This window comes from Pseudomonas sp. PSE14 (genome assembly GCF_029203285.1).
Lineage (GTDB): Bacteria > Pseudomonadota > Gammaproteobacteria > Pseudomonadales > Pseudomonadaceae > Pseudomonas.
This window is the reverse complement of record NZ_CP115669.1, coordinates 4,227,304-4,252,589: the sequence shown is the minus strand read 5'-3', so window position 1 is coordinate 4,252,589 and position 25,286 is coordinate 4,227,304. Positions and strand designations below refer to the sequence as shown.

Here is a 25,286-nt window from a genome sequence, read left to right as displayed (position 1 = left end):
CCGGCCCCGTTGCTTTGAGACGGGGACTTCCCGATGTCCGACGATTTCAATTTCGCCTCGCCGCCCTTCGACCAACTGCGCCCGCAGGAGCGCGAGCAACTACGCGATGCGTTGAGCGTGGGCTACTACACGGTCGGCGAAGTGCTGCTGGAAGCCGGTGCGCCGGTGCCTGGCCTGTTCATCCTGCTCAAGGGCGTGATCGAGGAGCGCGGCGAGGACGGCAAACTGTTCGCCCAGTATGCCGCCGAGGACCTGTTCGACGTGCGCGGGCTGTTCTCCGGCAGCAGCAAGCACCGCTACCAGGCGGTGGAGGAGAGCATCGTCTATGAGCTGCCGGCGGAGGTGTTCCATCAGCTCTGTGCTGGCAATCCGGAGTTCGCCCGCTTCTTCCGCGCCGACCTTGCGAGCAAGCGTCAGCTGGAGCGCCGCGATGGCCAGAATCTCGCCGAATTCATCCTCACCCGCATCGCCCGCGAGCATCTGCTGCCGGCCATCGAGGTGGAGCCAACGCTGCCCCTGGGCGACGCCGCGCGCCTGCAACTGAGCCGGGGCGCCGACGCGCTGCTGGTGCGCGAGAATGGCGCGCTGGGCATCGTCACCCGCACCGACCTGATGGTCGCGCACTTCCGTGATGGCCGCAGCGAGGCCGAGCCCATCGGCCCGCTGGCACACCGGCCGCTGGCCAGCGTCGAACTGGGCGACTTTCTGTTCGACGCGATGATCCTGATGACCCGCCAACGTATCGAGCGGGTGGCGGTCTGCGAGGCGGGCAGGGTGGTCGGCCTGCTGCACCTGACTCAGGTGCTCAGCCTGTTCTCCACCCATTCCCATGTGCTGGCGCTGCGTATCGCTCGCGCCGAAAGCGAGGCAGAGCTGCGCGCGGCGGCGGAAACCCTGCACACCCTGATCGCCACCCTGGCCGGCAACGGCATCCGTCTGCGCTTCATCATGCAGCTGGTCAGTGCGCTCAACGAGCAATTGCTGCAGCGTCTGTTCGAACTGCAGATTCCCCCGGCGCAGCGCGGCAAGTGCTGCCTGATGGTGATGGGCAGCGAGGGCCGTGCCGAACAGCTGCTCAAGACCGACCAGGACAACGCCCTGATTCTCGCCGACGATCTCCCGGTGGAGCAGGGCCTGCACCTGATGCAGCGATTCTCCGCGGCCTTGCTGGACTTCGGCTATCCACCCTGTCCCGGCGGCGTCATGGCCAGCCGCAGCGAGTGGTGCAAGCCGCTTGCCGAGTGGCAGCGCGAATTGCGTGAATTGCCGCTGCAGGGACGTCCGGAACAACTCATGCGCCTGTCGATCCTCGCCGATGCCTGGCCGGTGGCTGGTAACCAGCAGTTGTTCGACGGCCTGCGCGAGGGCTTGAACGCCCTGGCCGGCGATGACAGCCGCTGGCTCAGTGACCTGGCGCTGCCGGCCCTGCAATTCGACACACCGTTGACCTTCCTTGGCCAGCTCAAGACCCAGGACGCCCACCTGGATATCAAGCGCGGCGGCATCTTCCCCATCGTCCACGGCGCCCGCGCGCTGGCGCTGCGCGAAGGGCTGGAGGAGCGCGGCACGCTGGGCCGGCTCGCCGCGCTCAAGGCGCTCGGCGTGCTGGACGAATCGCTGGCGGACAACCTGGTGGAGTCCTTCGAGCTGTTCCTGCAACTGCGTCTGCGCCAGCAACTGGACGACCAGCGTGACGGCCGCGTGCAGGGGCTCGACGTTTCGCGCCTGAGCCGCCACGAGCGCGACCTGCTGCGCTACGGTTTGCATGTGGTGAAGAAGTTCAAGCAGAGCCTGATCCGGCAATTCCACCTGGAGACCCGATGAACGCCTGCGTAAGCCTTCCCGATCAGCAGTGGTCCACCTGGCGTCGGCGCCTGTACTGGTGGCGCCACGACCCGGCGGACGCCGAGGAACTGGTGTCGCTGGACTTGGAGACCACCAGCCTCGATCCGCGCAAGGCCGACATCCTCAGCATCGGCGCGGTGCGCATCAGGCGCGGCAAACTGATCCTTGGCGAGCGCCTGGAGCTGCTGGTGGAGCCGCCGCCGAGCCTGAGCGGCGAGTCCATCCGCATCCACAAGCTGCGCCGCACCGACCTTGAAGGACAGCTACCGCTGGCCGAGGCGCTGCGCCGGGTACAGGCGTTCGTCGGCGATCGGCCGTTGCTCGGCTATTACCTGTCCTTCGATGTCGCCGTGCTGCGCCGGCACTTGCGCGAGCAACTGGGCGCGCGGCTGGACAACCCGCGGGTCGAGGTTTCCGAGCTGTATCACCGTAAGATGAGCCGGCGCTTCCCCGACCTGCACCTGGACCTGCGCTTCGACACCCTGGCGCGCCACCTGGATATCCCTGTGGAGGGCCGTCACACCGCCATCGGCGATGCGCGCACCGCCGCGCTGATGTTCCTGCGCCTGCGCAAGGGTTCGCTGCCGCGCAGCCTCGGTTGAGCCGGCTGCACGCTGACCGAATCTTTGAATCTTCCGGCGAACGCCCAAGTCCCAGATTACAAGCGCTGGCCGAATGCCTCACTGCGAGCCATCGCCCCTCGTCAAGCCAAGAGGAGAGACGATATGGGACTCGGGACCATTCTGTTGATCATTCTGATACTGCTGCTGATCGGTGGCCTGCCGGTCTTCCCCCACTCACGTAGCTGGGGCTACGGCCCCTCGGGCGCCATTGGCGTGGTGCTCGTCGTCCTGCTGGTGCTTGTTCTGCTCGGACATATATGAGTTGCGTCGGATCGCCCGGTGTTCCAGGCGGTCCGCCATGTCCATGATGTAGCAGGGTGATTCATCGCACAGCCCTGACGATGATGGCGTACTAACATACCGGTCCTTTGCCGTCGTGGAGTCGAAAGGATGCCGGGTATTGTGCTGATCGCACTGGGAGCGCTGTGGTTGATCATCCAGTGTGGCGTGGGTCTGCTGCCGCTGGCAGATGCCGTTGCGCTGGACCCGGTCAGTGAGCCCGAGCGTTTCTGGCAGTTCGCCTTCCTCGGCCCTTCCATTCCCCTTGCCCTGGGGATGTTCCTGCTGCGCTACCGGGTGCAGCGATTCGCGCAGCTCAAGCACGAGAGCGTCAACTGCGCTGCCTACGTGCTGATTTGCGCCGGGGTTGCCCTGGTGCTGGGCAAACTCTGCGCCCTGCTGATCGGTTGAGCGCTTGATCCGGGGGCCTGTGGCGGCGGTTTGCCGGGGGCATTCAGCGCCCTGATGTCGCCGCCGGGCCGGCGGGCCTTGGTTACACTTTGGCTCACTGTCCCGAACAACTCCCCGAACAACTCCCCGAACAAGAGCAGGCAAACCTCCCTATGCAAAACCGCATCATGATCACCGGCGCCGGTTCCGGCCTCGGTCGCGAAATCGCCCTGCGCTGGGCCCGCGAGGGCTGGAAACTGGCCCTGGCTGACGTCAACGAAGCGGGCCTGGCGGAAACCCTCAAGCTGGTGCGCGAGGCCGGCGGCGACGGCTTCACCCAACGCTGCGACGTGCGTGACTACAGTCAGCTGACCCAACTGGCGCAGGCGTGCGAAGAAAAGCTCGGCGGCATCGACATCATCGTCAATAACGCCGGCGTTGCCTCGGGCGGCTTCTTCAGCGAGCTGTCGCTGGAAGACTGGGACTGGCAGATCTCGATCAACCTGATGGGCGTGGTCAAGGGCTGCAAGGCCTTCCTGCCGCTGCTGGAGCAGAGCAAGGGGCGGATCATCAACATCGCCTCCATGGCCGCGCTGATGCAGGGCCCGGCGATGAGCAACTACAACGTGGCGAAAGCCGGCGTGGTGGCGCTCTCGGAAAGCCTGCTGGCCGAGCTGAGCCTGGTGGACGTAAAGGTCCACGTGGTCTGTCCGTCGTTCTTCCAGACCAACCTGCTGGACTCCTTCCGTGGCCCGAGCCCGGACATGAAGAACCAGGTAGGCAAGCTGCTGGAAAGCTCGCCGATCAGCGCCGCCGACATCGCCGACTACATCCACCAGGAAGTGGCCCGCGACGCCTTCATGATCCTGCCCCACGAGCAGGGCCGCATGGCCTGGCAGATCAAGCAGCAGAACCCGCAGGTGATCTACGACGAGATGGCGAAGATGGCGGAGAAGATGCAGGCAAAGCGCCGCACGCCCGCTTGAGAACCTGATTACGATCTGCTGCGCGTCGGCATAACTGCATAGATAAGCGGAGAGAAATGCTTATTGACCCTCCGCTTTCTCAGTTGTCCTCGCCTTGTTCTCGTAAAGCAGGTTCCGAACCAGTCATTTGCCCTCTTTCGGTGCAGTGAAAGACAGGGCTTGCCCAGGCCGGTGCAAAGGGTTAGCTTTAGTCACCGGCCTGCCTGGCTGAAGAACGTTGGACCCCGGTGAAAGCCCCGCACATTTCGCGGGGCTTTTGCTTTTCCGGGCTACTGCGCATCGACGCGGATTCGCGCTTTGCGTGTCGGCGGGCCTGTGTTAGAAGGCACCGGTGTCATTGAAGGAAGAACCCGCTTGCAGTCCGAATCCATCGTCTATGGTTGCATCCGCGACTGGCCCGGCGACTCGATGGAGCGCCGCCTGCGCCGCGCCGCCAACCGCAAGGTGCTCGACAGCCTGCCGATGGGGGAGGCCTGGCCGTTCCTTGGCCGCGAGATGTTCAGTCGCTGCGAAACCGAGGGTGCCGGCCTGTACCAGTCCCAGGTGATCCATTTCGGCGCCAGCTACCAGACCATCGAGTACGAGTGGAAACTCTGGGTCGAGCAGTTCGAAGCCTTGCTGCGCCGTCTCTACTGGGCCAGCGCGGTGGTTCACCTGGAAACCGAAGTCAACGGCAGCCACACCTTCCGCTGGGAGTCCGAGAACGGTTTCCACAGCCCGCGCGAAGGCGAACTGAAAGTGCGCTGTGCCTGGGAACGCGAGGGTGGCCTGCGCGGCTGACCGGCAGGTTTCCCGTCACGGAAAGAGCCTCCCATGATCAATTACCTCTGGTTCGTCCTCGCGGCCTTCTGCGAGATTGGCGGCTGTTATGCCTTCTACCTCTGGCTGCGCCTGGACAAGAGCGCCCTGTGGATAATTCCCGGTCTGCTCAGCCTGACGGTGTTCGCCCTGCTGCTCACCCGCGTCGAGGCCAGTTACGCCGGGCGTGCCTATGCCGCGTACGGTGGCATCTACGTTGCCGCGTCGCTGTTCTGGCTGGCTTTCGTGGAGAAGAGCCGCCCGCTGTGGAGCGACTGGGTGGGCGTGGCGCTCTGCGTGATTGGCGCCAGCGTGGTGCTGTTCGGGCCCAGGTTCGCGCCCTGATTGGGGCCAACACCTGTAGGAGCGAGCTTGCTCGCGAACAGAATTACCCGGCCCCAATTGTGCTGGGCGGTTCGCGAGCAAGCTCGCTCCTACGAAAAGCGGTTTCCAGAGAAACATCCGCGCGCACCGGATGCAGGGGCAAGACCTTGGGTTACTTTCTGTGGGGCCGCCATCCGTAGTTTGAGAAAGTGACTCGCCCGAGGGGGCGAAACAAAATCTCTCAGCGGACACCGAAGCGGTGCAGGAACACCCAACCGAAAGCATCGCGGACAAGGTCCGCTCCTACGAGACCGCGCGAGTGCCGGCCCCGTAACGTAGGGCGTATAACGTTCGACGTTATACGCCGATTGACCTTGGTTTCAGATCACTCCGGACCTGGCCTCGGAGTCGACGCCAAACAGGGGTGTCACGGCGTACAACCGCGAACGGTTGTACGCCCTACGGTGGGGACCCGTTATTCCTCCAGCCACTCCTTCGGCACTTCGCTTTTCAGCATCAGCTGGCACTGCTGGCTTTCCGGATCGAAGACGATCACCGCCTCGCCGCGCTTGAGGGCATGCCGTGCGCGCTCCACGCGCACGTCCAGCGGCGTGTCGTCGCCGTTGTCGGTGCCTTCGCGGGTGACGAAGTCTTCCAGCAGGTTGTTCAGGGTGTCGGCTTCGATCAGGTCAAAGGGAATCAGCATGGCAGGGTACTCGCAATCGCAGCGCGGGATTGTAGTCCCGCGCTGCGGCGAGTGCAGCTTCAGTTCTTGCCTTTCTCGGTGTTGTCGCCGCTGTCGATCAGCTCATCCACCGGCTGCACATGGGTAGTGCTTTCCATGTGCACCGGATGCTCCAGTTGTTTGCTGAAGCGCTCCAGGGCTCCTTCGCTCGGCTCGGCGTCGCTGTCGAAAACCGGTGGGCTGAGCAGGTAGGCGGTGAGCAGGCGCGATAGCGCGGCGAGGCTGTCGATATGGGTGCGCTCGTAGCCGTGGGTGGCGTCGCAGCCGAAGGCCAGCAGCGCGGTGCGGATATCGTGGCCGGCGGTGATCGCCGACTGCGCATCGCTGTGGTAGTAGCGGAACAGGTCGCGGCGCACGGCGATCTCGTGGCGTTCGCTCAGCCGCAGCAGGTGCCGTGACAGGTGGTAGTCGTAAGGCCCGCCGGAGTCCTGCAGAGCCACGCTCACCGCGTGCTCGCTGGAGTTCTGCCCCTCGGCTACCGGAGCGATGTCGATGCCGACGAACTCGCTGACGTCCCAGGGCAGCGCACCGGCCGCACCGGAGCCGATCTCCTCGGTGATGGTGAACAGCGGGTGGCAGTCGATGGGCGGTTGCTGGCCGCTTTCGCGGATCGCCTTCAGTGCCGCCAGCAGCGCGGCGACCCCGGCCTTGTCGTCGAGGTGGCGGGCGCTGATGTGGCCGCTCTCGGTGAACTCCGGCAAGGGGTCGAAGGCGACGAAGTCGCCGATGGCCACGCCCAGGGTTTCGCTGTCGGCACGGCTGACCGTGTAGGTATCCAGCCGCAGCTCGACGTGATCCCAACTGATCGGCAGGCTGTCCACCGCGGTGTTGAAGGCGTGCCCGGAAGCCAGTAGCGGCAGCACGCTGCCGCGCAGCACGCCGTTCTCGCAGAACACCGTGACCCGGCTGCCCTCGGCGAAGCGGCTCGACCAGCAGCCCACCGGCGCCAGGGCCAGGCGGCCGTTGGGCTTGATCTCGCGGACGATGGCGCCAATGGTGTCCAGGTGCGCCGAAACCGCGCGGTCCGGGCTGTTGCGCCGCCCCGAGAGGGTGGCGCGGATGGTCCCGCGGCGGGTCATCTCGAAAGGCACGCCGATCTCCTCCAGCCGTTCGGCGACGTAGCGCACGATGGTGTCGGTGAAGCCGGTGGGGCTGGGAATGGCGAGCATTTCCAGCAGCACGCGCTGCAGGTAGTTCAGGTCGGGTTGGGGCAATGCCGTCATGCGGAAGCCTCCATGCCGGGGTGGGATTCGCGGTTGAGCAGCTCGCGGCTCAGCGGGAACAGCAGGTCGACGAAGCGCTCGGCGGTGGGTTGTGGTTCATGGTTGGCCAGCCCGGGCCGTTCGTTGGCTTCGATGATCACGTAGTCCGGCTGGTCGGCGTCGCGCACCAGCAGGTCCAGACCTGTGACCGGGATTTCCAGCGCGCGCGCCGCACGGATCGCGGCTTCGGCCAGCTTCGGATGCAGGCGCTCGGTGACGTCTTCCAGGGTGCCGCCGGTGTGCAGGTTGGCGGTGCGGCGCACGGCCAGGCGCTGGCCGCTGGGCAGCACGTCGTCGTAGCCGAAGCCGGCGGCGGCCAGGGTGCGCTCGGTTTCGCCGTCCAGCGGGATACGGCTTTCGCCACCGGTCGCGGCCTGCCGGCGCCGGCTCTGGGCTTCGATCAGCCGGCGGATACTGTGCCGGCCATCGCCGATGACTTCGGCGGGGCGGCGGATCGCGGCGGCCACCACTTCATAGCCGATCACCACGATGCGCAGGTCCTGGCCGGCGTGGTAGCTCTCCAGGATGACGCGGGTGTCGAACTGCCTGGCCTGGGCGATGGCGCTTTCCACCTCGCCGGTGCTACGCAGGTCCACGGCGACGCCCTGACCCTGTTCGCCGTCCACCGGCTTGACCACCAGCGAGCCGTGCTCGGCGAGGAACCGGGCGTTGTCCTTGGCGCTGCCCGCCAAGCGCTGCTGCGGCTGGCGCAGGCCGACGCGGTCGAGGGCGCGGTGTGTGAGGGTCTTGTCCTGGCACAGGCTCATGCTCACCGCGCTGGTCAGGTCGCACAGCGATTCGCGGCAGCGGATGCGCCGGCCGCCCTGGGTGAGGATGAACAGCCCGGCGTCGGCGTCCTGCACCTGCACGTCGATGCCGCGCCGATGGGCTTCGTCGACGATGATCCGGGCATAGGGGTTCAGGCCTTCTTCCGGACCGGGGCCGAGGAACAGCGACTGGTTGATGCCGTTCTTGCACTTGATGGCGAAGGTCGGCAGTTCGCGGAAACGCAGCTTGCGGTAGAGCGCCTTGGCCTGCTGGTTGCTGTGCAGCACCGACAGGTCGAGGTAGGCCAGGCCCCGGCTCATGAAGTGCTCGATCAGGTGGCGCACCAGGGCTTCGCCCACGCCCGGCCGGCTGGACTGCGGGTCCACCGCCAGGCACCAGAGGCTGGAGCCGCCTTCCGGGTCGCGGAAGGCCTTGGCGTGGTTGATGCCCATGACGGTGCCGATCACCGTGCCGGTTTCGTCGTCCTCGGCCAGCCAGTAGGCCGGCCCGCCCTGGTGGCGCGGAGTGACCTGGGCGGCATCCACCGGGAGCATGCCGCGCGCCAGGTACAGGCGGTTGATCGCCGCCCAGTCCTCGTCGCTGTGTACGCGGCGGATGCGGAAGCCGCGGAACGGCCGACGCGCCGGCCGGTAGTCGGTGAACCACAGGCGCAGGGCGTCGGAGGGGTCCAGGAACAGTTGCTGCGGCGCCTGCGCCAGCACTTGCTGCGGTGCGGCGACGTAGAGGGCGATGTCGCGCTCGCCAGGCCGTTCGTTGAGCAGCTCGGTGGCCAGTTGTTCGGCGGTGGCGAAGGTGTGGCCGATCAACAGGCGGCCCCAACCGCATTGCAGGATCAGCGGGCCTTCGTGGCGCTGCGCGTGGTCGCCGGCAAATCGCGCCTGGAGGCGTTCATAGGTGGGTGTCTGGCCTCGCAGCAGGCGCTGGTTGTGGGGATGGGGCTGGTTCAAATGGGTCTTCATGGCTTACTCCCTGAAAAGCATTCGTCCCGGCTTCACAAACCCTGTTCGGTCAGCCAGAGGTTGAGCGCGGCCAGTTGCCAGAGCTTGGAGCCCCGCAGCGGCGTGAGGTCGGTCGACGGGTTGCTGAGCAGGCGGTCGAACATCGCCGTCTCGAACAGGCCGCGATCCTGGCTCGGGTCCAGCAGCAGTTCGCTGACCCAGGCGCGGGTGTTGCCTTGCAGGTGTTTGAGGCCGGGCACCGGGAAGTAGCCCTTGGGGCGGTCGATGACTTCGCTGGGGATGACGCGGCGGGCGGCGGCCTTGAGTACCTGCTTGCCGCCGTCGCCGAGCTTGAAGCGCGACGGGATGCGCGCCGACAGCTCCGCCACCCGGTAGTCGAGGAACGGCACGCGGGCTTCCAGGCCCCAGGCCATGGTCATGTTGTCGACCCGCTTGACCGGGTCGTCGACCAGCATGATGGTGCTGTCCAGGCGCAGGGCCTTGTCCACCGGGTCGTAGGCGCCGGGCTGGGCGAAGTGCTCGCGGACGAACTCGCCGGCCACGTCCTCTACCCGCAGGGCTTCGCGCACGGTCTCCAGGTACTCGCCGTGACTGCGGTCGAAGAACGCGGTGCGGTAGGCCTGCAGCGGGTCCGCAGCGCCGGCCACCTTCGGGTACCAGTGATAGCCGGCGAACAGCTCGTCGGCGCCCTGGCCGCTCTGCACCACCTTGCAGTGCCTGGATACCTCGCGGGAGAGCAGGTAGAAGGCGATGCAGTCGTGGCTGACCATCGGCTCGCTCATGGCCTGGAAGGCTGCCGGCAACTGCTCGATGACTTCCTTCTCGGCGATGCGCAACTGGTGGTGGCGGGTGCCGTAGTGCCTGGCGATCAGGTCGGAATACTGGAACTCGTCACCGCGCTCGCCGCCGGCATCCTCGAAGCCGATGGAGAAGGTCAGCAGGTCGTCCACACCGGCTTCATGCAGCAGCCCGACCAGCAAGCTCGAATCGACTCCGCCGGAGAGCAGCACGCCCACTTCGCGAGCGGCACGCTGGCGCACGCTCACTGCGTCGCGCAGGCTGCCCAGCAGGCGGTCTTCCCAATCCTCCAGGGTCAGTTCCCGTTCATCGGGCAGCGGGCCGTAGTCCAGGTTCCACCAGCGCTGGCGCTCGGCGTGGCCTTCGGCGTCGATGCTCATCCAGGTGGCCGGCGGCAACTTGCTCACTTCGGCCAGCAGGGTACGCGGGGCGGGCACCACGGCGTGGAAGTTCAGGTAATGGTTGAGCGCCACCGGGTCCAGCGCCGGATCGATGTCGCCGCCCTTGAGCAGCGCCGGCAGGCTGGAGGCGAAACGCAGGCGCTTGCCGGTCCGCGACAGGTACAGCGGCTTGATGCCGAGGCGGTCGCGGGCGATGAACAGGCGCCGTTTGTCGCGTTCCCAGATGGCGAAGGCAAACATGCCATTGAGGCGTGGCAATAGTTCCTCACCCCAGGCGTGGTATCCCTTTAGAAGGACTTCGGTGTCGCCACCGGAAAAAAAGTGGTAGCCGAGGGCTTCCAGCTCCCCGCGTAACTCGGGGTAGTTGTAGATTGCGCCGTTGAACACCAGCGACAGGCCCAGCGTCGGGTCGATCATCGGCTGGCCGGAAGCTTCGGCCAGGTCCATGATTTTCAGGCGCCGGTGTCCCAGGGCCAATGGCCCTTCGCTGTGGAAGCCCCAGGCATCGGGGCCTCGTGGGGCGAGGTGGTGGGTGATGCGTTCGACCGCGGCGAGATCGGCGGCCTGTTTATCGAAGCGAAGTTCTCCTGCTATTCCGCACATGTCCTTACCGGTTCTCCGTTGGGGATGAGTGGGTGGTCCCTCAGGGGGCCATAGGGGAGGACCGTCCGATTGGATGAGAGTTCTATTTGATTTCATTGAGGAAAGTTCGAAGGCGCAGGTGAACGATGATGGCTGATGGCAAATCTTCGACGCGTAACGCCCATGCCCTGTCGATGCTCCAGGCGCTGCGTCGCCTGCAGCAGGCGGCTGACGTGCACTCCAAGAGTCTGGGGCGCGATGGCGAGTTGACGCCGCTGCAACTGCTGATCCTGCAGGTGGTGGCGCTGGAGGGGGAAATTACCGCTGGTCAGTTGGCTGGACAGGTTGCACTGTCCCAGTCATCGCTGTCGGGCGCCCTGGCGCGCCTGGAAAGCCAGCGGCTGCTGACGCGCCGGCGCGATCCCGACGACCGCCGCAAGCAGTGGCTGAGCCTGAACGATGCCGGGCATGAGGCGCTGCGCGACGGGCCGGAACTGCTGCCCGAGCATGCCCTGGAGCGCTTCGCCGGGCTGCCGGAGTGGGAGCAGCACACCATTCTTGCCGGGCTGCTGCGCGCTGCCGAGCTGTTCGAGACGCCCGCAACGGCGGGCGTGGAAGAGGAAGAAAACTAGGACGCCAACAGCTTCTGCGCGGCCAGCGACAGGCTGACCGCCACCAGCATCAAGGCGAACAGGCGCTGCAGCGTTGCGCCACCCAGGCGCACGGCCAGGCGATTGCCGACCAGCACACCGAGCGCGCCACCCGCCGCAAGACAGGCCAGCAGCGGCAGGGGCGGCTGGGCATGGCTCAGGTAGAGCAGGAAGCCACCGCCGGAAACCAGTGCGATCACCGCCATCGACGTCGCCGTTGCCGCCAGCATCGACAGCGGGGTGAACCACAGCAGCCCCGGCACGATCAGGAAGCCGCCGCCCACGCCCATCAGGCCCGAGAGCAAACCCACCGCCAGCCCCACGCCCAGCAACGGACCGTTGCGTGTCGCCTGGCCGCATACGCGTTCCTGGCGCGAGCCTTGCCACATGCGCCAGGCCGACCACAGTACCAACAGGCAGAAGCCGACGATCAACCAGGCGTCCGGCACGAACTTTCCCAGCCACTGGCCGATGGCGTTGCCCGGCCAGCCGGTGATCACCAACCAGAACAGCGGCCGCCAGGCCACCTGGCCCTGGCGCGCCCGGGGTACCGCGCCGATTGCCGCAGACAGGGCTACCGCGCCGAGGCTGACGCCGATGGCGTCGTGCAGTGGCAGGTGCAGGCTGAGCAGCAGCGGCAGCGCCACCAGTGAGCCGCCAGCGCCGGTCAGGCCGAGCAGCAGGCCGAGGATCAGGCCAATGGCCGAGGATTCCAGCAGTAATGCATCCATGTCGGTGGTCCGCTCTGGAAGTGGGGCGCGGTCCGTCCGCGCCGGCGATCAGGAAGTCTTCTGCCCGCGCACGACTTCACGCAGGAAAAAACGATTGGGGTGGCAGGCCTCGGCCACGGTGCGGGGCAGCGGCAGCGGCTCGTCCTCCAGCCAGGCCGCCAGCAGTTCGCCGGACAGCGGCGCGGTGACCAGCCCGCGCGAACCGTGGGCGCTGTTCAGGTACAGGCCGTCGAACCAGGGACAGGGCGTTTCCGGCACCTGGCGTGCGTCCTTGCCGAGCACCGCGTAGGCCGCCGCGAAGGCGTCGCGGTCGGCTAGCGGACCTACCAGCGGCATGTAATCCGGGGTGGTGCAGCGGAAGGCCGCGCGGCCTTGCAGGGTCGCCGGGTCGAGCTGGCCGACGTGCAGGCGCTCGCTCAGGTCTGTGGATATCTCCGCCAGCAGGTCGAGGTTGCTCAGGTGTTCTTCCAGCGAAGGCTCGGTGTCGTCCCGCTTGAATTCGAAACTGGCGCCGAGGGTGTGTTCGCCATGGCGCGGCGGCGCGACGTAGCCTTCGGCGCAGACCACGGTGCTCAGCGCCGCACTGTCGGTGGTGACCGGCAAGCGGGTGATCTGCCCGCGGATACGCTTCATCGGCAGGCCCTGGGCGCCCTCGAAACGGCGTACTTCAGCGGCGGTGGCAAGGATGGCGACCGGCGCGCTGGCGAGCTTGTCGTCACCGCTCCAGGCGCTCCAGCCGTCGGCATCGCGCTGCAGGCGGACCTCCTCGCCGGTCACGACGCGGATATTCGGATGCTGCGCCAGATGCCGGCACAGCGCCGGCGGATGCACCCAGCCGCCCTCGGGGAAGAACAGGCCGCCGGCGGGCAGTTCGACACCTGCAATGCTTTCGGCTTCGGCCTTGTCCAGCAGGCGCAGCAGCGAGTCCGGGAAGGCCCCGGTCAACTGCGCCTGGCGCTGCGCTTCGGCGTCGTCGAAGCCCAGTTGCAGCACGCCGCAGTCCGACCAGTCCTCATCTTTCTGCAAGCCTTCGATCAGTCGCCGGGTGTGGCCGAAACCACTGACGATCAGGCGCGACAGCGCGGTGCCGTGGGCCGACAGCTTGAGGTAGAGCACGCCCTGCGGGTTGCCCGAGGCCTCTTCGGCCAGGGCGCCGTGGCGTTCGATCAGCGTTACCTGCCAGCCGCGTGCGGCGAGGCTTGCAGCGCTGGCGCAACCGGCCATGCCGCCGCCGATCACCAGCGCCTCGCGCGGGCCCACGCCACCCTGGGAAGAGCGGCGCGCGGGGCGGGCATACCAGGGTTTGCCGGCCGGCTGTTGGGCGCCGATGTATTCGCCCTGAGACATTTCCCATTTCTTGCCGAAGCCCAGGGTGCGACGGATCTTGAAGCCGGCAGCACCCAGTCCACGGCGGACGAAACCGGCGCTGGTGAAGGTGGCCAAGCTCGCACCCGGCGCCGAGAGTCGGGCGAGCTGGGCATACAGCGCGTCGTTCCACATCTCCGGGTTCTTCGACGGCGAGAAGCCGTCGAGGAACCAGGCGTCGATCTGCGCATCCAGCTCCGGCAGCATGTCCAGCACGTCGCCCACCAGCAGGGTCAGCACCACGCGGCCACCGGCGAAGACGAAGCGCTGGAAGCCGGGGTTGATCGCCACATACTGCGCCAGCAGTTGTGCCGACAGATGCTCCAGCTCCGGCCAGAGGGCGAAGGCGCGGCGCAGGTCGTCCAGCGCCACCGGGAACTTCTCCACGCTGACGAAGTGCAATCGCGCATCCGCCGGGGCCAGCGCTTCGAACTGCTGCCAGGCGCAGAGGAAGTTCAGTCCGGTGCCGAAGCCCGTCTCGCCGATGCACAACCGCCCGCCGGCAGGCAGTGCGGCGAAGCGCTCGGGCAGGCGGTTGCCGGCGATGAACACGTGGTGTGTCTCCTCGATACCGGAGGCGCGGGAGAAGTACACGTCGCCGTAGGCACGGGAGGTGGGCTGGCCATTCTCGTCCCAGTCGATCTGGGCGTTGTGGGCATTGGGAAGAGGAGGGAGCATGCGTCGGTCGTGGTGAAAGCAAAGGCGCAGTTTAGCCGATCCGTCAGGCGGACCTCAGGAATTGGCGAGCTTTCGAGGTGTGCCGCGTTGCCGCGGGTGATCACCGTCACGACAAAATCTCAGCAGTGCTGCCGCCACATCCGCTACCTTTTACGGCATTCGGAAACAAGGAGAGGTGCATGTTCGAATCCGCCGAGATCGGTCATTCCATCGACAAGGAAACCTACGAGAAGGAAGTCGCGGTGCTGCGCGAGGCCTTGCTCGAAGCGCAGTACGAGCTCAAGCAACAGGCGCGCTTCCCGGTGCTCATCCTGATCAATGGCATCGAGGGGGCCGGCAAGGGCGAGACGGTGAAGCTGCTCAACGAGTGGATGGACCCGCGCCTGATCCAGGTCGAGAGTTTCGTCCTGCCCACCGACGAGGAACTCTCCCGTCCGCCGCAGTGGCGCTTCTGGCGCAAGCTGCCGCCCAAGGGGCGTATCGGCATCTTCTTCGGCAACTGGTACAGCCAGATGCTCTACGCACGGGTGACTGGGGAGATCAAGGACAGCCAGCTCGATGGCCTGATCGCCGACGCCGAACGCTTCGAGCGCATGTACTCCGACGAAGGCGCGCTGATCTTCAAGTTCTGGTTCCACCTCTCGAAGAAGCAGCTCAAGGAGCGTCTCAAGACGCTGGAGAATGACCCGCAGCGCAGTTGGCAGCTCAGCGACCTGGACTGGAAGCAGAGCGAGGTCTACGACAAGTTCGTGCGTTATGGCGAGCGCGTGCTGCGTCGCACCAGCCGTGACTACGCGCCCTGGTACGTGGTCGAGGGCGCCGATGAGCGTTACCGCAGCCTGACGGTTGGTCGCACCCTGCTCGAAGGTTTGCAGGCCGCGCTCAAGCGCGAGGGCCGCCCGACGCCGCAACCCCATGCCGCCCCTCTGGTTTCCAGCCTGGACAACAAGGGGCTGCTCGGCGCGCTCGACCTGACCCTGGCGCTGGACAAGGACCAGTACAAGGAGCAGATGGCGAAGGAACAGGCACGACTGGCCACGCTGATGCGTGACAAGCGTTTCCGCAGCCATTCGCTGATCGCCGTGTTCGAGGGCAACGATGCTGCCGGCAAGGGCGGCGCCATCCGCCGCGTGACCGATGCGCTGGACCCGCGGCAATACCACATCGTGCCGATCGCCGCGCCCACCGAGGAGGAGCGTGCGCAGCCGTACCTGTGGCGCTTCTGGCGGCACATGCCGGCACGCCGGCAGTTCACCATCTTCGACCGTTCCTGGTATGGCCGCGTACTGGTGGAGCGGGTCGAGGGCTTCGCCTCGGACGCCGACTGGCTGCGTGCCTATGCGGAGATCAACGACTTCGAGGAGCAGTTGGCCAACTACGGCATCGTGCTGGTGAAGTTCTGGCTGTCCATCGACCAGGACACCCAGCTGGAGCGCTTCAAGGAGCGCGAGTCGATTCCGTTCAAGCGCTTCAAGATCACCGAGGAAGACTGGCGCAACCGCGACAAGTGGGATCTCTACGTGGACGCGGTGGGCGACATGGTCGATCGCACCAGCACCGAGATCGCACCCTGGACGCTGGTGGAGGCCAATGACAAGCGGTTTGCCCGGGTGAAGGTGCTCAAGACCATCAACGATGCGCTGGAGGCGGCGTACGCCAGTGCAAAGAAGGGTAAGAAGGACTGATGGCGCTGGCTTTTCTGTAGCGAGCTTGCTCCCGAACCGCCCAATACTGATGCAGCCGGGAAGTTTGTTCGCGAGCAAGGACTGGGCGTCTCCCTCGGTCCTACGGGTGTTCATCCTGTGGCGTAGGGGCAGTGGCGAGCCTTCGCGGACAAGGGCTAGGCGCCCCCGTCTCTCCTACGGGAGCATGCGCACCGCTCTGGCTCTGGATTTAACGATTTCCAGAGAAATACCCGCGCGCACCGGAGCGCCCCTTCAGGAGTCCGAGTGGAATCGGAGTTTCAGGGGTTGAGCGGCATGGATGCCGCGAGAGCGTCGTTGGGCCATGGATGGCTCGTCGACGCGTGCCCCTGAAACTTCGATGGAGCGAGGGAACCCCGGCGAAGCCGGGGCCGGATGCAGGGGCAAGACCTTTGCCTCCGTTGGGGCGTTTGCCAAAGGAGGTCGCCCGAGGGGGCGAAACAAAATCTCTCAGCACACGCCGAAGCGGCGCAGAAATGTCCAACCCCAAGCATCGCGGACAAAGTCCGCTCCTACGCCCCGTTCTTCTGCGACGGCCGCGGCGCCCCGATAAGCCTACCCATCGCCCCGGCAATCCCCATTTCCCGCAACACCTTCAACTCGCCTTCGCTCTCCACCATCTCCGCGATCAGCGGCAGGTCGATGCTGTTGGCCGCACGGAACACCGCCTCGATGAACAGGCGCTTGTCGTTGTCCTGGTCGATGGCGCGGATGTAGCTGCCGTCGATCTTCAGGTAGGCCAGGCCCAGGCGGGTGAGGTTGCCGATCAGGCTGAAACGACCGCCGAAGTGTTGCAGGCCGAGCTTGCAGCCGACTTCCTGCACGGACTGGCTGAGCTTCTCCAGCTCCGCCGGCGGCGGCAGGTAGCGTTCGTCCACTTCCAGGGTCATCAGCCGGGCTTCCTCCGGATGGGCGCGAAGGATGTCGAACAGCTGCCGCAACGGCGCGGCGCCGCGCACGGTTTCCGCCGAGAGCGACAGCGCCAGCGGCGCCGGCTGCTGGGCGAGGTGGGCGAGGGCGTGTTCGAGCATCGCCAGGTCGAAGCGCGCGGACCAGCCGAAGCGTTCGATCCACGGCAGGAACTGGCCAGCGGCCACGGCCTCGCCCTGCGGATCGAGCAGGCGCGCGAGAACCTTCTGGTGCAGCAGTTCGCCGCTTTCGGCGCAGGCGCGCACGGGCTGGAACCAGAGTTGCAGCTTGCCTTTCTGCAGGGCGTCGTCGAGCCAGTCGCGCCAGGCGTGGGAATCCTGCGCCGGTTGGCTGCCGGAACTGTCCAGGCGCTGCCAGGGGCGGTCCGGCGAGGACTGCGACTGGGCCAGCGCCTGGTCGGCGCGGGACAGGACGCTGGCCGAGGATTCTCCGGGGCGGAAGGCCGACAGGCCCAGGTGCGCCACCGGCGTGCAGTCGCTGGCGCCGGTACCGCGCAGGTTTTCCAGGGAGGCGCTGAGCTCGTCCGCCAGTTGCTCGGCGCTGGCGCTGTCCAGGCCCGGGGCGAGCAGGGTGAATTCGCCACCGCGGCTGCGCGCGGCCAGCCAGTCCGGGGTGCCATGGTGCTGGCGGGTGCGTTCCAGCAATTCGGCGACGTCGCGGATCAGCGCGTCGGTGCGCTGTCCGCCCAGGCGCTGGTTGAGCCCGGCCAGGTCGTTCAGGCGCAGCAGCAGCAGGTAGCCGGCGGTGTTCTGCTCGCTGGGCGAGAGCTGCGCATCCAGGCGCGCATCGAACAGGCGGCGGTTGGCCAGGCCCGAGAGACTGTCCTGGTAGGCCTCTTCGCGCAGCTTCTCGCTGCGCGAGGCTTCCTCGGCGAACAGCGCCTTGAGCTTGTCGACCATCTGGTTCATCGCCTGCACCACGCGCTTGAGTTCCGGGGTGCGCGGCTCCTTGGGCAGGGTGAGGAATTCGCGGCGGGTGATGGCCTGGGCCTGCTGCACCATCTGGTCCAGCGGCTTCAACTGGGTGCGCAGCAGCCAGCCGCCGAGGATGGCGCTGATCAACCCGCACAGCAGCAACCAGGCCAGGCTGCCCAGCGCGCTGTCCCACAGCTTGGCCAGGGCGAACTGTGGATGGCTGACCACTTCGACCCGAGCGGCCTGTTCCCAGCCGCGCATGATCAGCGCATCGCCCCCCTGGGCCTTGAGGTTCACCAGGCTGGCGAACCAGTGCGGTACCTGTTCGGACTGGGTGTCGGTGTCCCGTTCGACGATGACCTTGCCTTCGGGAATGCTGACCACGCGGATGGTGGCGAAGTAGCCGGAGTCGAAGATCGAGCTGACCATCAGTTCGATCATCGCCGGGTCGTCCACGTGCGGTGTCAGCGACAGGCCCAGCGCGGTGGCGGCGTCCTGGGCATGGGAGCGCAACTGGCTGATCAATTGCTCGCGGGAGCTCTCCAGGCTGGTGACGAAGCTGCCGGCGAAGGCCACCACCAGGAACAGACAGATCGCCAGGAACAGTTGCTTGAGCAATGACATGCCGGGTTCTCCTATCGCGTCTCGTCGAGGTCCAGGCCCTCGGCGCGCATCTTGGTCAACAGGTCCTGCCAGCGCGACAGCTTCTTGCTGTCGCCGGTGCGCTTGCCGCCGCCGGGGCCGGGCAACCACAGCCCTTCGGCGTTGAAGGCGTAGACGGGCAGGAGGTCCTTGCGCTGGGAGGCGGGCCTGATCTGCGGGATCAGGTTGTCCAGCACCAGCGGGTCGGCAGTGGGGGTGGGGTAATAGGTGAGCACCATGTGCGCCTGGTTCTGCACCAGTGCCTTGACGTAGGTGATGCGCAGCTTGTCGCTGTCGACCCCGAGACGGCGCAGGGTGACGTACTTGGCGATGGAGTAGTCCTCGCAGTCGCCGGCGCCCTTGTAGAGCGATTCCACGGGCGTCGCCCAGTAGTCCTCCTGGTGCCAGACGGTGCGATCGTCGGTGAACACCAGGGCGCCATTGAAGAAGGCATTCACGGCCTTGAGCTTGGCGGCTTCGTCGAGATTCTGGCTGTCGTCGATCAGCCGGCCCCAGGACTGCAGGCGGGTCTTGGCGGTGCCCAGGTCGCCGTAGCGCTGCTGGGCGTTCTGCAGGATGGTGTCGAAATTCCAGGCGGCGCCGGCGGTCAGGGCCAGGAGGGCGAACAGCAGCCCGCCAGCCCGCAGACGCAGCGGGCTGGCGAACAGCCTAAGGGCTCCTCCGGTTGGCTGCATCGCCAGCGCTCCATGTGGGATGAGTGGAGTCTAGGCGGTCCGTGGAAAGTTGCGCTGGCGTATTGCCAGTGAGCAGGGGCAGCGCCGGCCTAGTCGAGCCGCCGCGTCTTGACTCGGATCAGGTAGATCGTCACCAGCGTCGCGCTGGTCAGCATGAAGCCCCAGGCCCAGGGGCGCTGTACCAGATAGCAGGAGAGGGCGATGCTGCTCCACATCAGGCCGATGGCGTAGACCTTGCCCTTGAGCGGGATGCCTTCTCCGTCGAGGTAGTCGCGGATCCAGGGGCCGAGCTTCGGGTGGTTCACCAGCCAGTCGTAGAAGCGCTGGGAGCTGCGCATGAAGCAGGCGGCGGCGAGCAGGAGGAAGGGTGTGGTGGGCAGGACCGGCAGGAAGATGCCGATCACGCCCAGCGCCACGCTGAGCCAGCCCACGCCCAGCAGGCAGTAGCGAACCCAGGCGTGGCGGCTCTGGCGGATTTGCCGTGACATCGGTGTGCGCGATCGCATCCGGAGCCGCAGGGCGCGGCTCTGGCGTCGGATCAATGGGTGCGGGGTTTCAGCAGGGCCGGCTTCTCTTCCGGGGCCTGGCACAGCAGGAACAGGTTGGTCAGCAGTTCCGGGATCTGCGCGACCATGTCGTCGACCAGTTGGCGGTCGCGGGCGATTTCGTCGAACTCAGGCTGTTCGTCGAACAGGCCGGAACCGACCATGATCGGCAGCAGCAGCTCGCTGACTTCTTCCTCGGCCTGCTCGAACCACACCGCTTCACGCAGGAATACGCCTTCCATGAAGCCGATGCACCAGCCGCGGATGTCGGAATCGTCCGGCTCGTCGCCCAGGTAGGGCTCGCACGGCAGTTCCAGTTCCTCGTCGCTGGCCAGCAGGCGGGTGATATGCGCCTTGAGCTGGACCAGGGTGCCCTCGATCTCGGCGCGCTCCTCGTCGCTGCGGTAGTGCGGCGGCTCGGCGAACAGGGCGTCGATCCACTCGCGGTCCGGCACCTCCTCCGGGCAGATCGCCAGGGCGGTCAGGTAGCCGTGTGCCGCCACGTAGTCCAAGGCTTCCTCGTGCAGGTCATCGGCATCGAGAAAGGCTTGCAGGCGGGACAATTGGTCGGCGAAGGACATCGGGTACTACCTCGGAGGTGATCGGCCCCAGATTGTAGTCGTTCCGGGGCCTCGCGGCAAAAGCGAAATGCCCGCGCGGCCCGCACTGACGCGGGCTTCGGACGCATGTGACGGATTTTTCCGCAGTTTCCCGGACAAGGTGCCGGTCGTGGACGGATGGCTTGCGTATAATGCCCGGCTTCATTCGGAGTCCCCCATGCTCGACCAGGCCCAGCGCATCCTCAAAGACGTTTTCGGTTACGACGCCTTCCGTGGCAATCAGGCGCGGATCATCGAGCGCGTGGCCAGCGGCGGCGATGCCCTGGTGCTGATGCCCACCGGCGGCGGCAAGTCGTTGTGCTTCCAGGTCCCGGCGCTGCTGCGCGACGGCCTGACGGTGGTGGTGTCGCCGCTGATCGCGCTGATGGAAGACCAGGTCGCCACGCTGGACGAGCTGGGCGTGCCGGTGGCGGCGCTGAACTCCTCGCTCAGCCCCGACGCCCAGCGCGAGATCGCCGACCGCCTGCTGCGCGGCGAGATCAAGCTGCTCTACCTGGCGCCGGAGCGCCTGGTGCAGCCGCGCATGCTGGCGTTCCTGCAGCGCCTGCAGATCGGCCTGTTCGCCATCGACGAGGCGCACTGCGTGTCGCAGTGGGGCCATGACTTCCGTCCCGAATACCTGCAACTGGGCCAGCTCGCCGAGCTGTTCCCGGACGTGCCGCGCATTGCCCTGACCGCAACGGCGGACATGCGCACCCGCGAGGAGATGATCCAGCGCCTGCACCTGCAGAACGCCGAGCAGTTCCTCTCCAGCTTCGACCGGCCGAACATCTTCTACCGCATCGTGCCCAAGGAGCAGCCGCGCAAGCAGTTGCTGGGTTTCCTCGCCGAGCGGCGGGGCGATGCCGGCATCGTCTACTGCATGTCGCGCAAGAAGGTCGAGGAGGTCGCCGAGTTCCTCTCCAACCAGGGCTTCCCGGCGCTGCCTTACCACGCGGGTCTGTCCAACGACCTACGCGCCTATCACCAGAAGCGCTTCCTCAACGAGGAAGGGCTGATCATGGTCGCCACTATCGCCTTCGGCATGGGCATCGACAAGCCCAACGTGCGCTTCGTCGCGCACCTGGACCTGCCGAAAAGCCTGGAGGCCTACTACCAGGAAACCGGCCGCGCCGGCCGTGACGGCCTGCCCGCTGACGCCTGGATGGCCTACGGCCTGCAGGATGTGTTGCTGCTGCGGCAAATGATGCAGAACTCCGAGGGCGACGAGCGCCACAAGCGCGTCGAGCGGCACAAGCTCGAAGCCATGCTGGCGTTGTGCGAGGAAACCCGCTGCCGCCGCCAAGCGCTGCTGGCCTACTTCGACGAGGTGATGCCCAACCCCTGCGGCCACTGCGACATCTGCGTCGATGGTGTGGAAACCTGGGACGCCACCGAACCCGCGCGCCAGGCCCTGTCGGCCATCTACCGCAGCGGCCAGCGCTACGGCGTCGGCCATCTGGTGGACGTGCTGCTGGGCAAGGACACCGAGAAGGTACGCAGCGTCGGTCACCAGCACCTGGCGGTGTTCGGCATTGGTAAGTCCCGTGGCGAGGATGAGTGGCGCACGCTGTTCCGCCAGTTGGTCGCCCGTGGTTTTGCCGATGTGGACGTCGACGGTTTCAACGGCCTGCGCCTGACCGAAGCCTGCCGTCCGCTGCTGCGCGGCGAAGAGACGCTGGCGCTGCGCCGCGATCCCAAGCCGCAGCGCAGCAAGTCGTCGTCCTCCGGCGGCGCCAGCCCGGCCAGCCAACTGGTGCGCCAGGAAGAACGCGAGATGTGGGAAGCCCTGCGCACCCTGCGGCGCAAGCTGGCCGAAGAACACTCGGTGCCGCCCTACGTCATCTTCCCCGACGCCACCCTGCTGGAAATGCTGCGCAGCCAGCCCACCACGCTCACCGCGATGGCCCAGGTCAGCGGCGTCGGCGCGCGCAAGCTGGAGCGCTACGGCCAGGCCTTCCTCGATGTGCTCACCGAGTCCGACAAGGCACCGGACACGCCGGCGCCGGTCACCGACCTGCGCCACGAACTGGTGACCCTGGCCCGCGCCGGCATGACCCCCGCGCAGATCGCCCGCCAGCTCGATTGCAGCGAGAAGAACGTCTACAGCCTGCTGGCCGAGGCGATTGGCCGCCAGCAGCTGACCCTGGAGCAGGCGCTGGACCTGCCCGAAGAATTGCTCGGTGAAGTGCAGGATGCCTTCCTCGACGAAGACGGCGAACTGCCGCCGGTGAGCACCATCGCCGAGCTGTTCGAAGGCCGCGTGCCGCTGGGCGTGCTGCACTGCGTGCGCGCCGCCCTGCAGGCCGAGCTGGAAGTCTGATCGCGCGAGCCGCCTGGTGCTGATTCCGTTTTCGTAGGAGCAACTGTCTTCTTCTGGATAATCCGTGCCTGCGCTCCCCCTCACCCCAGCCCTCTCCCCCAGGAGAGGGAGCTGTCCGTGCCGGCTGACACCTCGGTTTGATCCTGCTCCGAACGGTCCCCTCTCCCCTAGGGAGAGGGTTAGGGTGAGGGCCGCCCCGAGTACAGATGTATCTCGTAGGAGCGGACTCTGTCCTCGATCCGGCCGCAAGGCCGGCGGTCAGCCATTGCACCGCTATCGTGGTGATCGCGGACGGAGGCCGCTCCTGCATTCAATGCACCTCAATACACCCCGCTCCGTCAGTTTCGTGGCGTGTTAAAACGACAAACTTGTGACGCTCATCTCGAACGGCTATGGTGGCACTTAGACCTCCACGAGAAGAGGTGAACGTGTCACAACAAAGCTGGCTGGACGACGTCCACTCCAATGCCTACGCCGAGCAGCTCTCCCAGGGTTTTCGCCGCTTGCGCTTTGCGCCCGACCTCGAAACCCAATACCGCCACTATCTGCGGGAAGACAGCTTCGATCTCAAGCGCACCGCACTGACCATCGGCCTACTGATCTGGCTGGCGCTGGCGGTTATCGACTTTCTCCTCATCAGCGGTCCGGTGCACTGGCAGATGCTCGCCGTGCGCGCCGGCGTGCTGGTACTGCTGGTGGCCTGCGGCGCGCTGATCCTGCAGCGCCGCCATAGCCAATTGCTGGTGCCGCTGAGCCTGGCCTGCATCCTCAGCATCGGCGTCGGTGCCGCCGCGGTAGTCGCCATCGCCCACTCGGTCGACCAGACCTATCCCTACGAGGGGCTGTTGCTGGTCAGCATGGCCGCCTATTTCCTGATCGGCCTGCGCTTTGCCGAAGCGGTGGCCTGCGCCTTCGTCATCCTGCTGGCGTACGTGGGGGGCGAGCTGTATGTGGGGCTCCCGTTGCCCAAGCTGGTCAGCAACGTGGTGTTCCTGCTGTTCGGCAACCTGGTCGGTGCCGTGGGTTGCTACCTCCTTGAATACAAGTCCCGCCAGCACTTCCTGATCAGCCGCCTGCTGCGGGTGATGGCCGAGCACGACAGCCTCACCGGGCTGCACAACCGGCGCAGCTTCAATCGCCAGCTGGAACGCCTGTGGCGCCAGGCGCAGCGCGAGAGCGTGGGGCTGGCGCTGCTGCTCTGCGACGTCGACCATTTCAAGGCCTACAACGACCGCTATGGCCACCAGGCCGGCGATACCGTGCTACAGCGCATCGGCGAGGTGCTTGCGGCCTGCGCCCGGCGCCCGCTGGACATGGCGGTGCGCCTGGGCGGCGAGGAGTTCGCCGTGCTGCTCTACGGCGCCAGCGAGCGCGAGGCCAGGGAGCGCGCCGAGGTGTTGCGCGAATCAGTGCAGGGGCTGGGCATCGCCCACGAAGGCTCGCTGACGGCGGACGAGGTGACGTTGTCCATTGGCGTATCCTGCCTGTGGCCGGAGACCGGGCATCCGCTGCGCAGCATCTATGAGCATGCCGATCGGGCGCTGTACGAGGCGAAGGCATTCGGGCGTAACCAGGTCGTGGCGTAATGGCTTATTCCGTCCCCCGCACTGGCGCCGTGCGTGACTGCGGCGCCCGCAGGCGCGGTGCTAGCATGCGCCGGACCCCGCCACCGAGCCCGCGCCCATGCAGCAGCTGATCCAGTCCAACGGCCAACCGCACTACGGCATCTTTCCCACCACTCCGGCGACGATCAACTACCGCGACTTCGACTTCCGCTCACCCATGGGCCGCCGGCTCGGCGCGCTGAGCAAGTGGCGCAGCTTCCACCAGTTCCAGTATTTCGGCCTGATCAGTCCGACCCTGATCGGCGGCTGCGCGCTGGCCGACGTCAGCCTGCTCACCGTCGGCTTCGTCTACCTCTACCACCCGGAAAGCGGGCGGATGATCGAGCGCCAGTTCAAGTGCCCGCTGGGCATGGGCTCGAACTTCACGCAGAACCCCAACGATGGCATCTGCGAACTGCGCCAAGGGCGCAACCTGCTGCGTCTGGAGAACAGTTCCTCGCCCTTCGAGAAGCGCCTGCTGGTCGAGCTGGACGACGGCACCCGCATCGACGCGCGCTTCAGCGAGGAGCAGCCCGCTTTCGAGCCCATGAGCATCTGCACCCCGACGGCGGTGAACGGCTGGGTCTACGCGCGCAAGGTGGCCGGCGTGCACTGCCACGGCGAGGTGCGCAGCGCCCTGGGCAACTACGACCTGCGCGCGCTGGACGCCTACGCGCATCACGACTGGTCCGCCGGCTACATGCGCCGCGAGACGTTCTGGAACTGGGCCTGCCTGTCCGGCGAGGCACAGGGCCGGCGGGTCGGGCTCAACCTGTCGTGCGGGGTCAACGAAACCAGCTTCACCGAGAACTGCTACTGGCTGGACGGCAAGCTGGTGAAGGTGGACAGCGTCCGCTTCGAGTTCGACCGCGACCATCCGCTGCAACCCTGGACCATTCGTTCCTACGACGGCCAGGTCGAGCTGCGCTTCGAAGCCCATGGGCTGCACCAGGAGCGCCTCAACCTCGGCGTGCTGGCCAGCAACTTCAAGCAGATCTTCGGCCGCTTCAGTGGCGTGCTGCGACCGGCGGGGCAGGCCGAGGTGCGCATCGACAACCTGTGGGGTTTCGTCGAGGACCAGTACGCCAAGTGGTGAGGCGTTCCGTCACGCCCTGCGACAATCTGT

22 protein-coding genes are annotated in these 25,286 nt (G+C 66.5%); 12 read left to right on the top strand and 10 right to left on the bottom strand.

Annotated features, from left to right (window positions below):
* The first annotated feature begins 33 nt into the window (after positions 1-33).
* From O6P39_RS19455 to O6P39_RS19425, 7 genes are all read left to right on the top strand, one after another.
* Entirely contained in the window at positions 34-1,824 is a 1,791-nt protein-coding gene (locus O6P39_RS19455; protein WP_275608084.1) for a DUF294 nucleotidyltransferase-like domain-containing protein, read from the top strand.
* Positions 1,821-2,447 carry a 3'-5' exonuclease gene (locus tag O6P39_RS19450; protein WP_275608083.1) on the top strand — a complete coding sequence of 209 codons (627 nt, stop codon included), beginning with the start codon at positions 1,821-1,823 and terminating at the stop codon, positions 2,445-2,447. Before O6P39_RS19455 ends, O6P39_RS19450 begins: the two co-directional genes overlap by 4 nt.
* 123 nt (positions 2,448-2,570) lie before the next feature.
* Positions 2,571-2,729 carry a DUF3309 family protein gene (locus O6P39_RS19445; RefSeq protein WP_275608082.1) on the top strand — a complete coding sequence of 53 codons (159 nt, stop codon included), beginning with the start codon at positions 2,571-2,573 and terminating at the stop codon, positions 2,727-2,729.
* A 129-nt stretch (positions 2,730-2,858) separates the two neighbouring features.
* Positions 2,859-3,158, top strand: a complete 300-nt coding sequence (locus O6P39_RS19440; protein ID WP_275608081.1) for a hypothetical protein — start codon at positions 2,859-2,861, stop codon at positions 3,156-3,158.
* A 152-nt stretch (positions 3,159-3,310) separates the two neighbouring features.
* Positions 3,311-4,123 (top strand): SDR family oxidoreductase, encoded by an 813-nt coding sequence (locus O6P39_RS19435; protein ID WP_275608080.1) that lies wholly within the window; start codon positions 3,311-3,313, stop codon positions 4,121-4,123.
* 354 nt (positions 4,124-4,477) lie between these two features.
* Complete coding sequence (locus O6P39_RS19430; protein ID WP_015478190.1) at positions 4,478-4,903, top strand: hypothetical protein; 426 nt, start codon at positions 4,478-4,480, stop codon at positions 4,901-4,903.
* Positions 4,904-4,936: 33 nt separating this feature from the next.
* The gene (locus O6P39_RS19425) at positions 4,937-5,266 is read left to right on the top strand and encodes a YnfA family protein (RefSeq protein ID WP_275608079.1); all 330 of its coding nucleotides are present in this window, start codon (positions 4,937-4,939) and stop codon (positions 5,264-5,266) included.
* A gap of 454 nt (positions 5,267-5,720) precedes the next feature.
* On the opposite strand, the gene O6P39_RS19420 is transcribed toward O6P39_RS19425, so the two are convergent.
* The 4 genes from O6P39_RS19420 to O6P39_RS19405 are packed head-to-tail and all read right to left on the bottom strand — an operon-like array spanning position 5,721 to position 10,802.
* Positions 5,721-5,951: a YheU family protein gene (locus tag O6P39_RS19420; RefSeq protein ID WP_275608078.1), complete on the bottom strand. Its 231-nt coding sequence runs from the start codon at positions 5,949-5,951 to the stop codon at positions 5,721-5,723.
* A gap of 59 nt (positions 5,952-6,010) precedes the next feature.
* The gene (locus O6P39_RS19415) at positions 6,011-7,213 is read right to left on the bottom strand and encodes an osmoprotectant NAGGN system M42 family peptidase (protein WP_275608077.1); all 1,203 of its coding nucleotides are present in this window, start codon (positions 7,211-7,213) and stop codon (positions 6,011-6,013) included.
* Entirely contained in the window at positions 7,210-9,000 is a 1,791-nt protein-coding gene (gene ngg / locus O6P39_RS19410) for an N-acetylglutaminylglutamine synthetase (protein ID WP_275608076.1), read from the bottom strand. Before ngg ends, O6P39_RS19415 begins: the two co-directional genes overlap by 4 nt.
* A gap of 32 nt (positions 9,001-9,032) precedes the next feature.
* Positions 9,033-10,802, bottom strand: a complete 1,770-nt coding sequence (locus O6P39_RS19405) for an N-acetylglutaminylglutamine amidotransferase (protein WP_275608075.1) — start codon at positions 10,800-10,802, stop codon at positions 9,033-9,035.
* 128 nt (positions 10,803-10,930) lie between these two features.
* On the opposite strand from O6P39_RS19405, the gene O6P39_RS19400 reads away from it, so the two are divergent.
* Entirely contained in the window at positions 10,931-11,413 is a 483-nt protein-coding gene (locus tag O6P39_RS19400; RefSeq protein WP_275608074.1) for a MarR family winged helix-turn-helix transcriptional regulator, read from the top strand.
* Here the strand turns inward: O6P39_RS19400 and O6P39_RS19395 are convergent.
* Together O6P39_RS19395 and mnmC are read right to left on the bottom strand one after the other, a co-directional pair.
* The gene (locus tag O6P39_RS19395) at positions 11,410-12,162 is read right to left on the bottom strand and encodes a sulfite exporter TauE/SafE family protein (protein ID WP_275608073.1); all 753 of its coding nucleotides are present in this window, start codon (positions 12,160-12,162) and stop codon (positions 11,410-11,412) included. The genes O6P39_RS19400 and O6P39_RS19395 overlap by 4 nt on opposite strands.
* Before the next feature lie 48 nt (positions 12,163-12,210).
* The gene (gene mnmC, locus O6P39_RS19390; RefSeq protein WP_275608072.1) at positions 12,211-14,205 is read right to left on the bottom strand and encodes a bifunctional tRNA (5-methylaminomethyl-2-thiouridine)(34)-methyltransferase MnmD/FAD-dependent 5-carboxymethylaminomethyl-2-thiouridine(34) oxidoreductase MnmC; all 1,995 of its coding nucleotides are present in this window, start codon (positions 14,203-14,205) and stop codon (positions 12,211-12,213) included.
* Between the two features lie 179 nt (positions 14,206-14,384).
* Here mnmC and pap point away from each other — a divergent pair, with 179 nt between their 5' ends.
* On the top strand, positions 14,385-15,890 hold the full coding sequence (pap, locus tag O6P39_RS19385) for a polyphosphate:AMP phosphotransferase (protein WP_275608071.1): 1,506 nt from the start codon (positions 14,385-14,387) through the stop codon (positions 15,888-15,890).
* 530 nt (positions 15,891-16,420) lie between these two features.
* Here pap and lapD read toward each other — a convergent pair.
* From lapD to O6P39_RS19365, 4 genes are all read right to left on the bottom strand, one after another.
* A complete protein-coding gene (lapD, locus tag O6P39_RS19380; protein WP_275608070.1) occupies positions 16,421-18,376 on the bottom strand; it encodes a cyclic di-GMP receptor LapD in 1,956 nt (651 codons plus the stop codon).
* Positions 18,377-18,387: 11 nt separating this feature from the next.
* Positions 18,388-19,089, bottom strand: a complete 702-nt coding sequence (lapG, locus tag O6P39_RS19375; protein WP_275608069.1) for a cysteine protease LapG — start codon at positions 19,087-19,089, stop codon at positions 18,388-18,390.
* Between the two features lie 89 nt (positions 19,090-19,178).
* Complete coding sequence (locus O6P39_RS19370) at positions 19,179-19,577, bottom strand: YbaN family protein (protein WP_275608068.1); 399 nt, start codon at positions 19,575-19,577, stop codon at positions 19,179-19,181.
* Between the two features lie 50 nt (positions 19,578-19,627).
* A complete protein-coding gene (locus tag O6P39_RS19365; protein WP_275608067.1) occupies positions 19,628-20,215 on the bottom strand; it encodes a YecA family protein in 588 nt (195 codons plus the stop codon).
* Between the two features lie 196 nt (positions 20,216-20,411).
* Here O6P39_RS19365 and recQ point away from each other — a divergent pair, with 196 nt between their 5' ends.
* The 3 genes from recQ (at position 20,412) to O6P39_RS19350 (ending at position 25,256) form a co-directional block, all read left to right on the top strand.
* Positions 20,412-22,556 carry a DNA helicase RecQ gene (recQ, locus tag O6P39_RS19360; RefSeq protein ID WP_275608066.1) on the top strand — a complete coding sequence of 715 codons (2,145 nt, stop codon included), beginning with the start codon at positions 20,412-20,414 and terminating at the stop codon, positions 22,554-22,556.
* A gap of 422 nt (positions 22,557-22,978) precedes the next feature.
* The gene (locus O6P39_RS19355) at positions 22,979-24,142 is read left to right on the top strand and encodes a GGDEF domain-containing protein (RefSeq protein ID WP_275608065.1); all 1,164 of its coding nucleotides are present in this window, start codon (positions 22,979-22,981) and stop codon (positions 24,140-24,142) included.
* 97 nt (positions 24,143-24,239) lie between these two features.
* Positions 24,240-25,256 carry a DUF2804 domain-containing protein gene (locus tag O6P39_RS19350; protein WP_275608064.1) on the top strand — a complete coding sequence of 339 codons (1,017 nt, stop codon included), beginning with the start codon at positions 24,240-24,242 and terminating at the stop codon, positions 25,254-25,256.
* Positions 25,257-25,286: the final 30 nt, after the last annotated feature.

Bases quoted from the DNA above. Each gene is read 5' to 3' on its own strand.
- O6P39_RS19455 (WP_275608084.1), top strand. From the start codon at position 34: ATGTCCGACGATTTCAATTTCGCCTCGCCGCCCTTCGACCAACTGCGC.
- O6P39_RS19365 (WP_275608067.1), bottom strand. From the start codon at position 20,215: ATGTCCTTCGCCGACCAATTGTCCCGCCTGCAAGCCTTTCTCGATGCC.
- O6P39_RS19400 (WP_275608074.1), top strand. From the start codon at position 10,931: ATGGCTGATGGCAAATCTTCGACGCGTAACGCCCATGCCCTGTCGATG.
- O6P39_RS19440 (WP_275608081.1), top strand. From the start codon at position 2,859: ATGCCGGGTATTGTGCTGATCGCACTGGGAGCGCTGTGGTTGATCATC.
- O6P39_RS19420 (WP_275608078.1), bottom strand. From the start codon at position 5,951: ATGCTGATTCCCTTTGACCTGATCGAAGCCGACACCCTGAACAACCTG.
- recQ (WP_275608066.1), top strand. From the start codon at position 20,412: ATGCTCGACCAGGCCCAGCGCATCCTCAAAGACGTTTTCGGTTACGAC.
- ngg (WP_275608076.1), bottom strand. From the start codon at position 9,000: ATGAAGACCCATTTGAACCAGCCCCATCCCCACAACCAGCGCCTGCTG.
- mnmC (WP_275608072.1), bottom strand. From the start codon at position 14,205: ATGCTCCCTCCTCTTCCCAATGCCCACAACGCCCAGATCGACTGGGAC.
- lapG (WP_275608069.1), bottom strand. From the start codon at position 19,089: ATGCAGCCAACCGGAGGAGCCCTTAGGCTGTTCGCCAGCCCGCTGCGT.
- pap (WP_275608071.1), top strand. From the start codon at position 14,385: ATGTTCGAATCCGCCGAGATCGGTCATTCCATCGACAAGGAAACCTAC.
- O6P39_RS19445 (WP_275608082.1), top strand. From the start codon at position 2,571: ATGGGACTCGGGACCATTCTGTTGATCATTCTGATACTGCTGCTGATC.
- O6P39_RS19425 (WP_275608079.1), top strand. From the start codon at position 4,937: ATGATCAATTACCTCTGGTTCGTCCTCGCGGCCTTCTGCGAGATTGGC.
- lapD (WP_275608070.1), bottom strand. From the start codon at position 18,376: ATGTCATTGCTCAAGCAACTGTTCCTGGCGATCTGTCTGTTCCTGGTG.
- O6P39_RS19415 (WP_275608077.1), bottom strand. From the start codon at position 7,213: ATGACGGCATTGCCCCAACCCGACCTGAACTACCTGCAGCGCGTGCTG.
- O6P39_RS19350 (WP_275608064.1), top strand. From the start codon at position 24,240: ATGCAGCAGCTGATCCAGTCCAACGGCCAACCGCACTACGGCATCTTT.
- O6P39_RS19395 (WP_275608073.1), bottom strand. From the start codon at position 12,162: ATGGATGCATTACTGCTGGAATCCTCGGCCATTGGCCTGATCCTCGGC.
- O6P39_RS19405 (WP_275608075.1), bottom strand. From the start codon at position 10,802: ATGTGCGGAATAGCAGGAGAACTTCGCTTCGATAAACAGGCCGCCGAT.
- O6P39_RS19370 (WP_275608068.1), bottom strand. From the start codon at position 19,577: ATGTCACGGCAAATCCGCCAGAGCCGCCACGCCTGGGTTCGCTACTGC.
- O6P39_RS19435 (WP_275608080.1), top strand. From the start codon at position 3,311: ATGCAAAACCGCATCATGATCACCGGCGCCGGTTCCGGCCTCGGTCGC.
- O6P39_RS19450 (WP_275608083.1), top strand. From the start codon at position 1,821: ATGAACGCCTGCGTAAGCCTTCCCGATCAGCAGTGGTCCACCTGGCGT.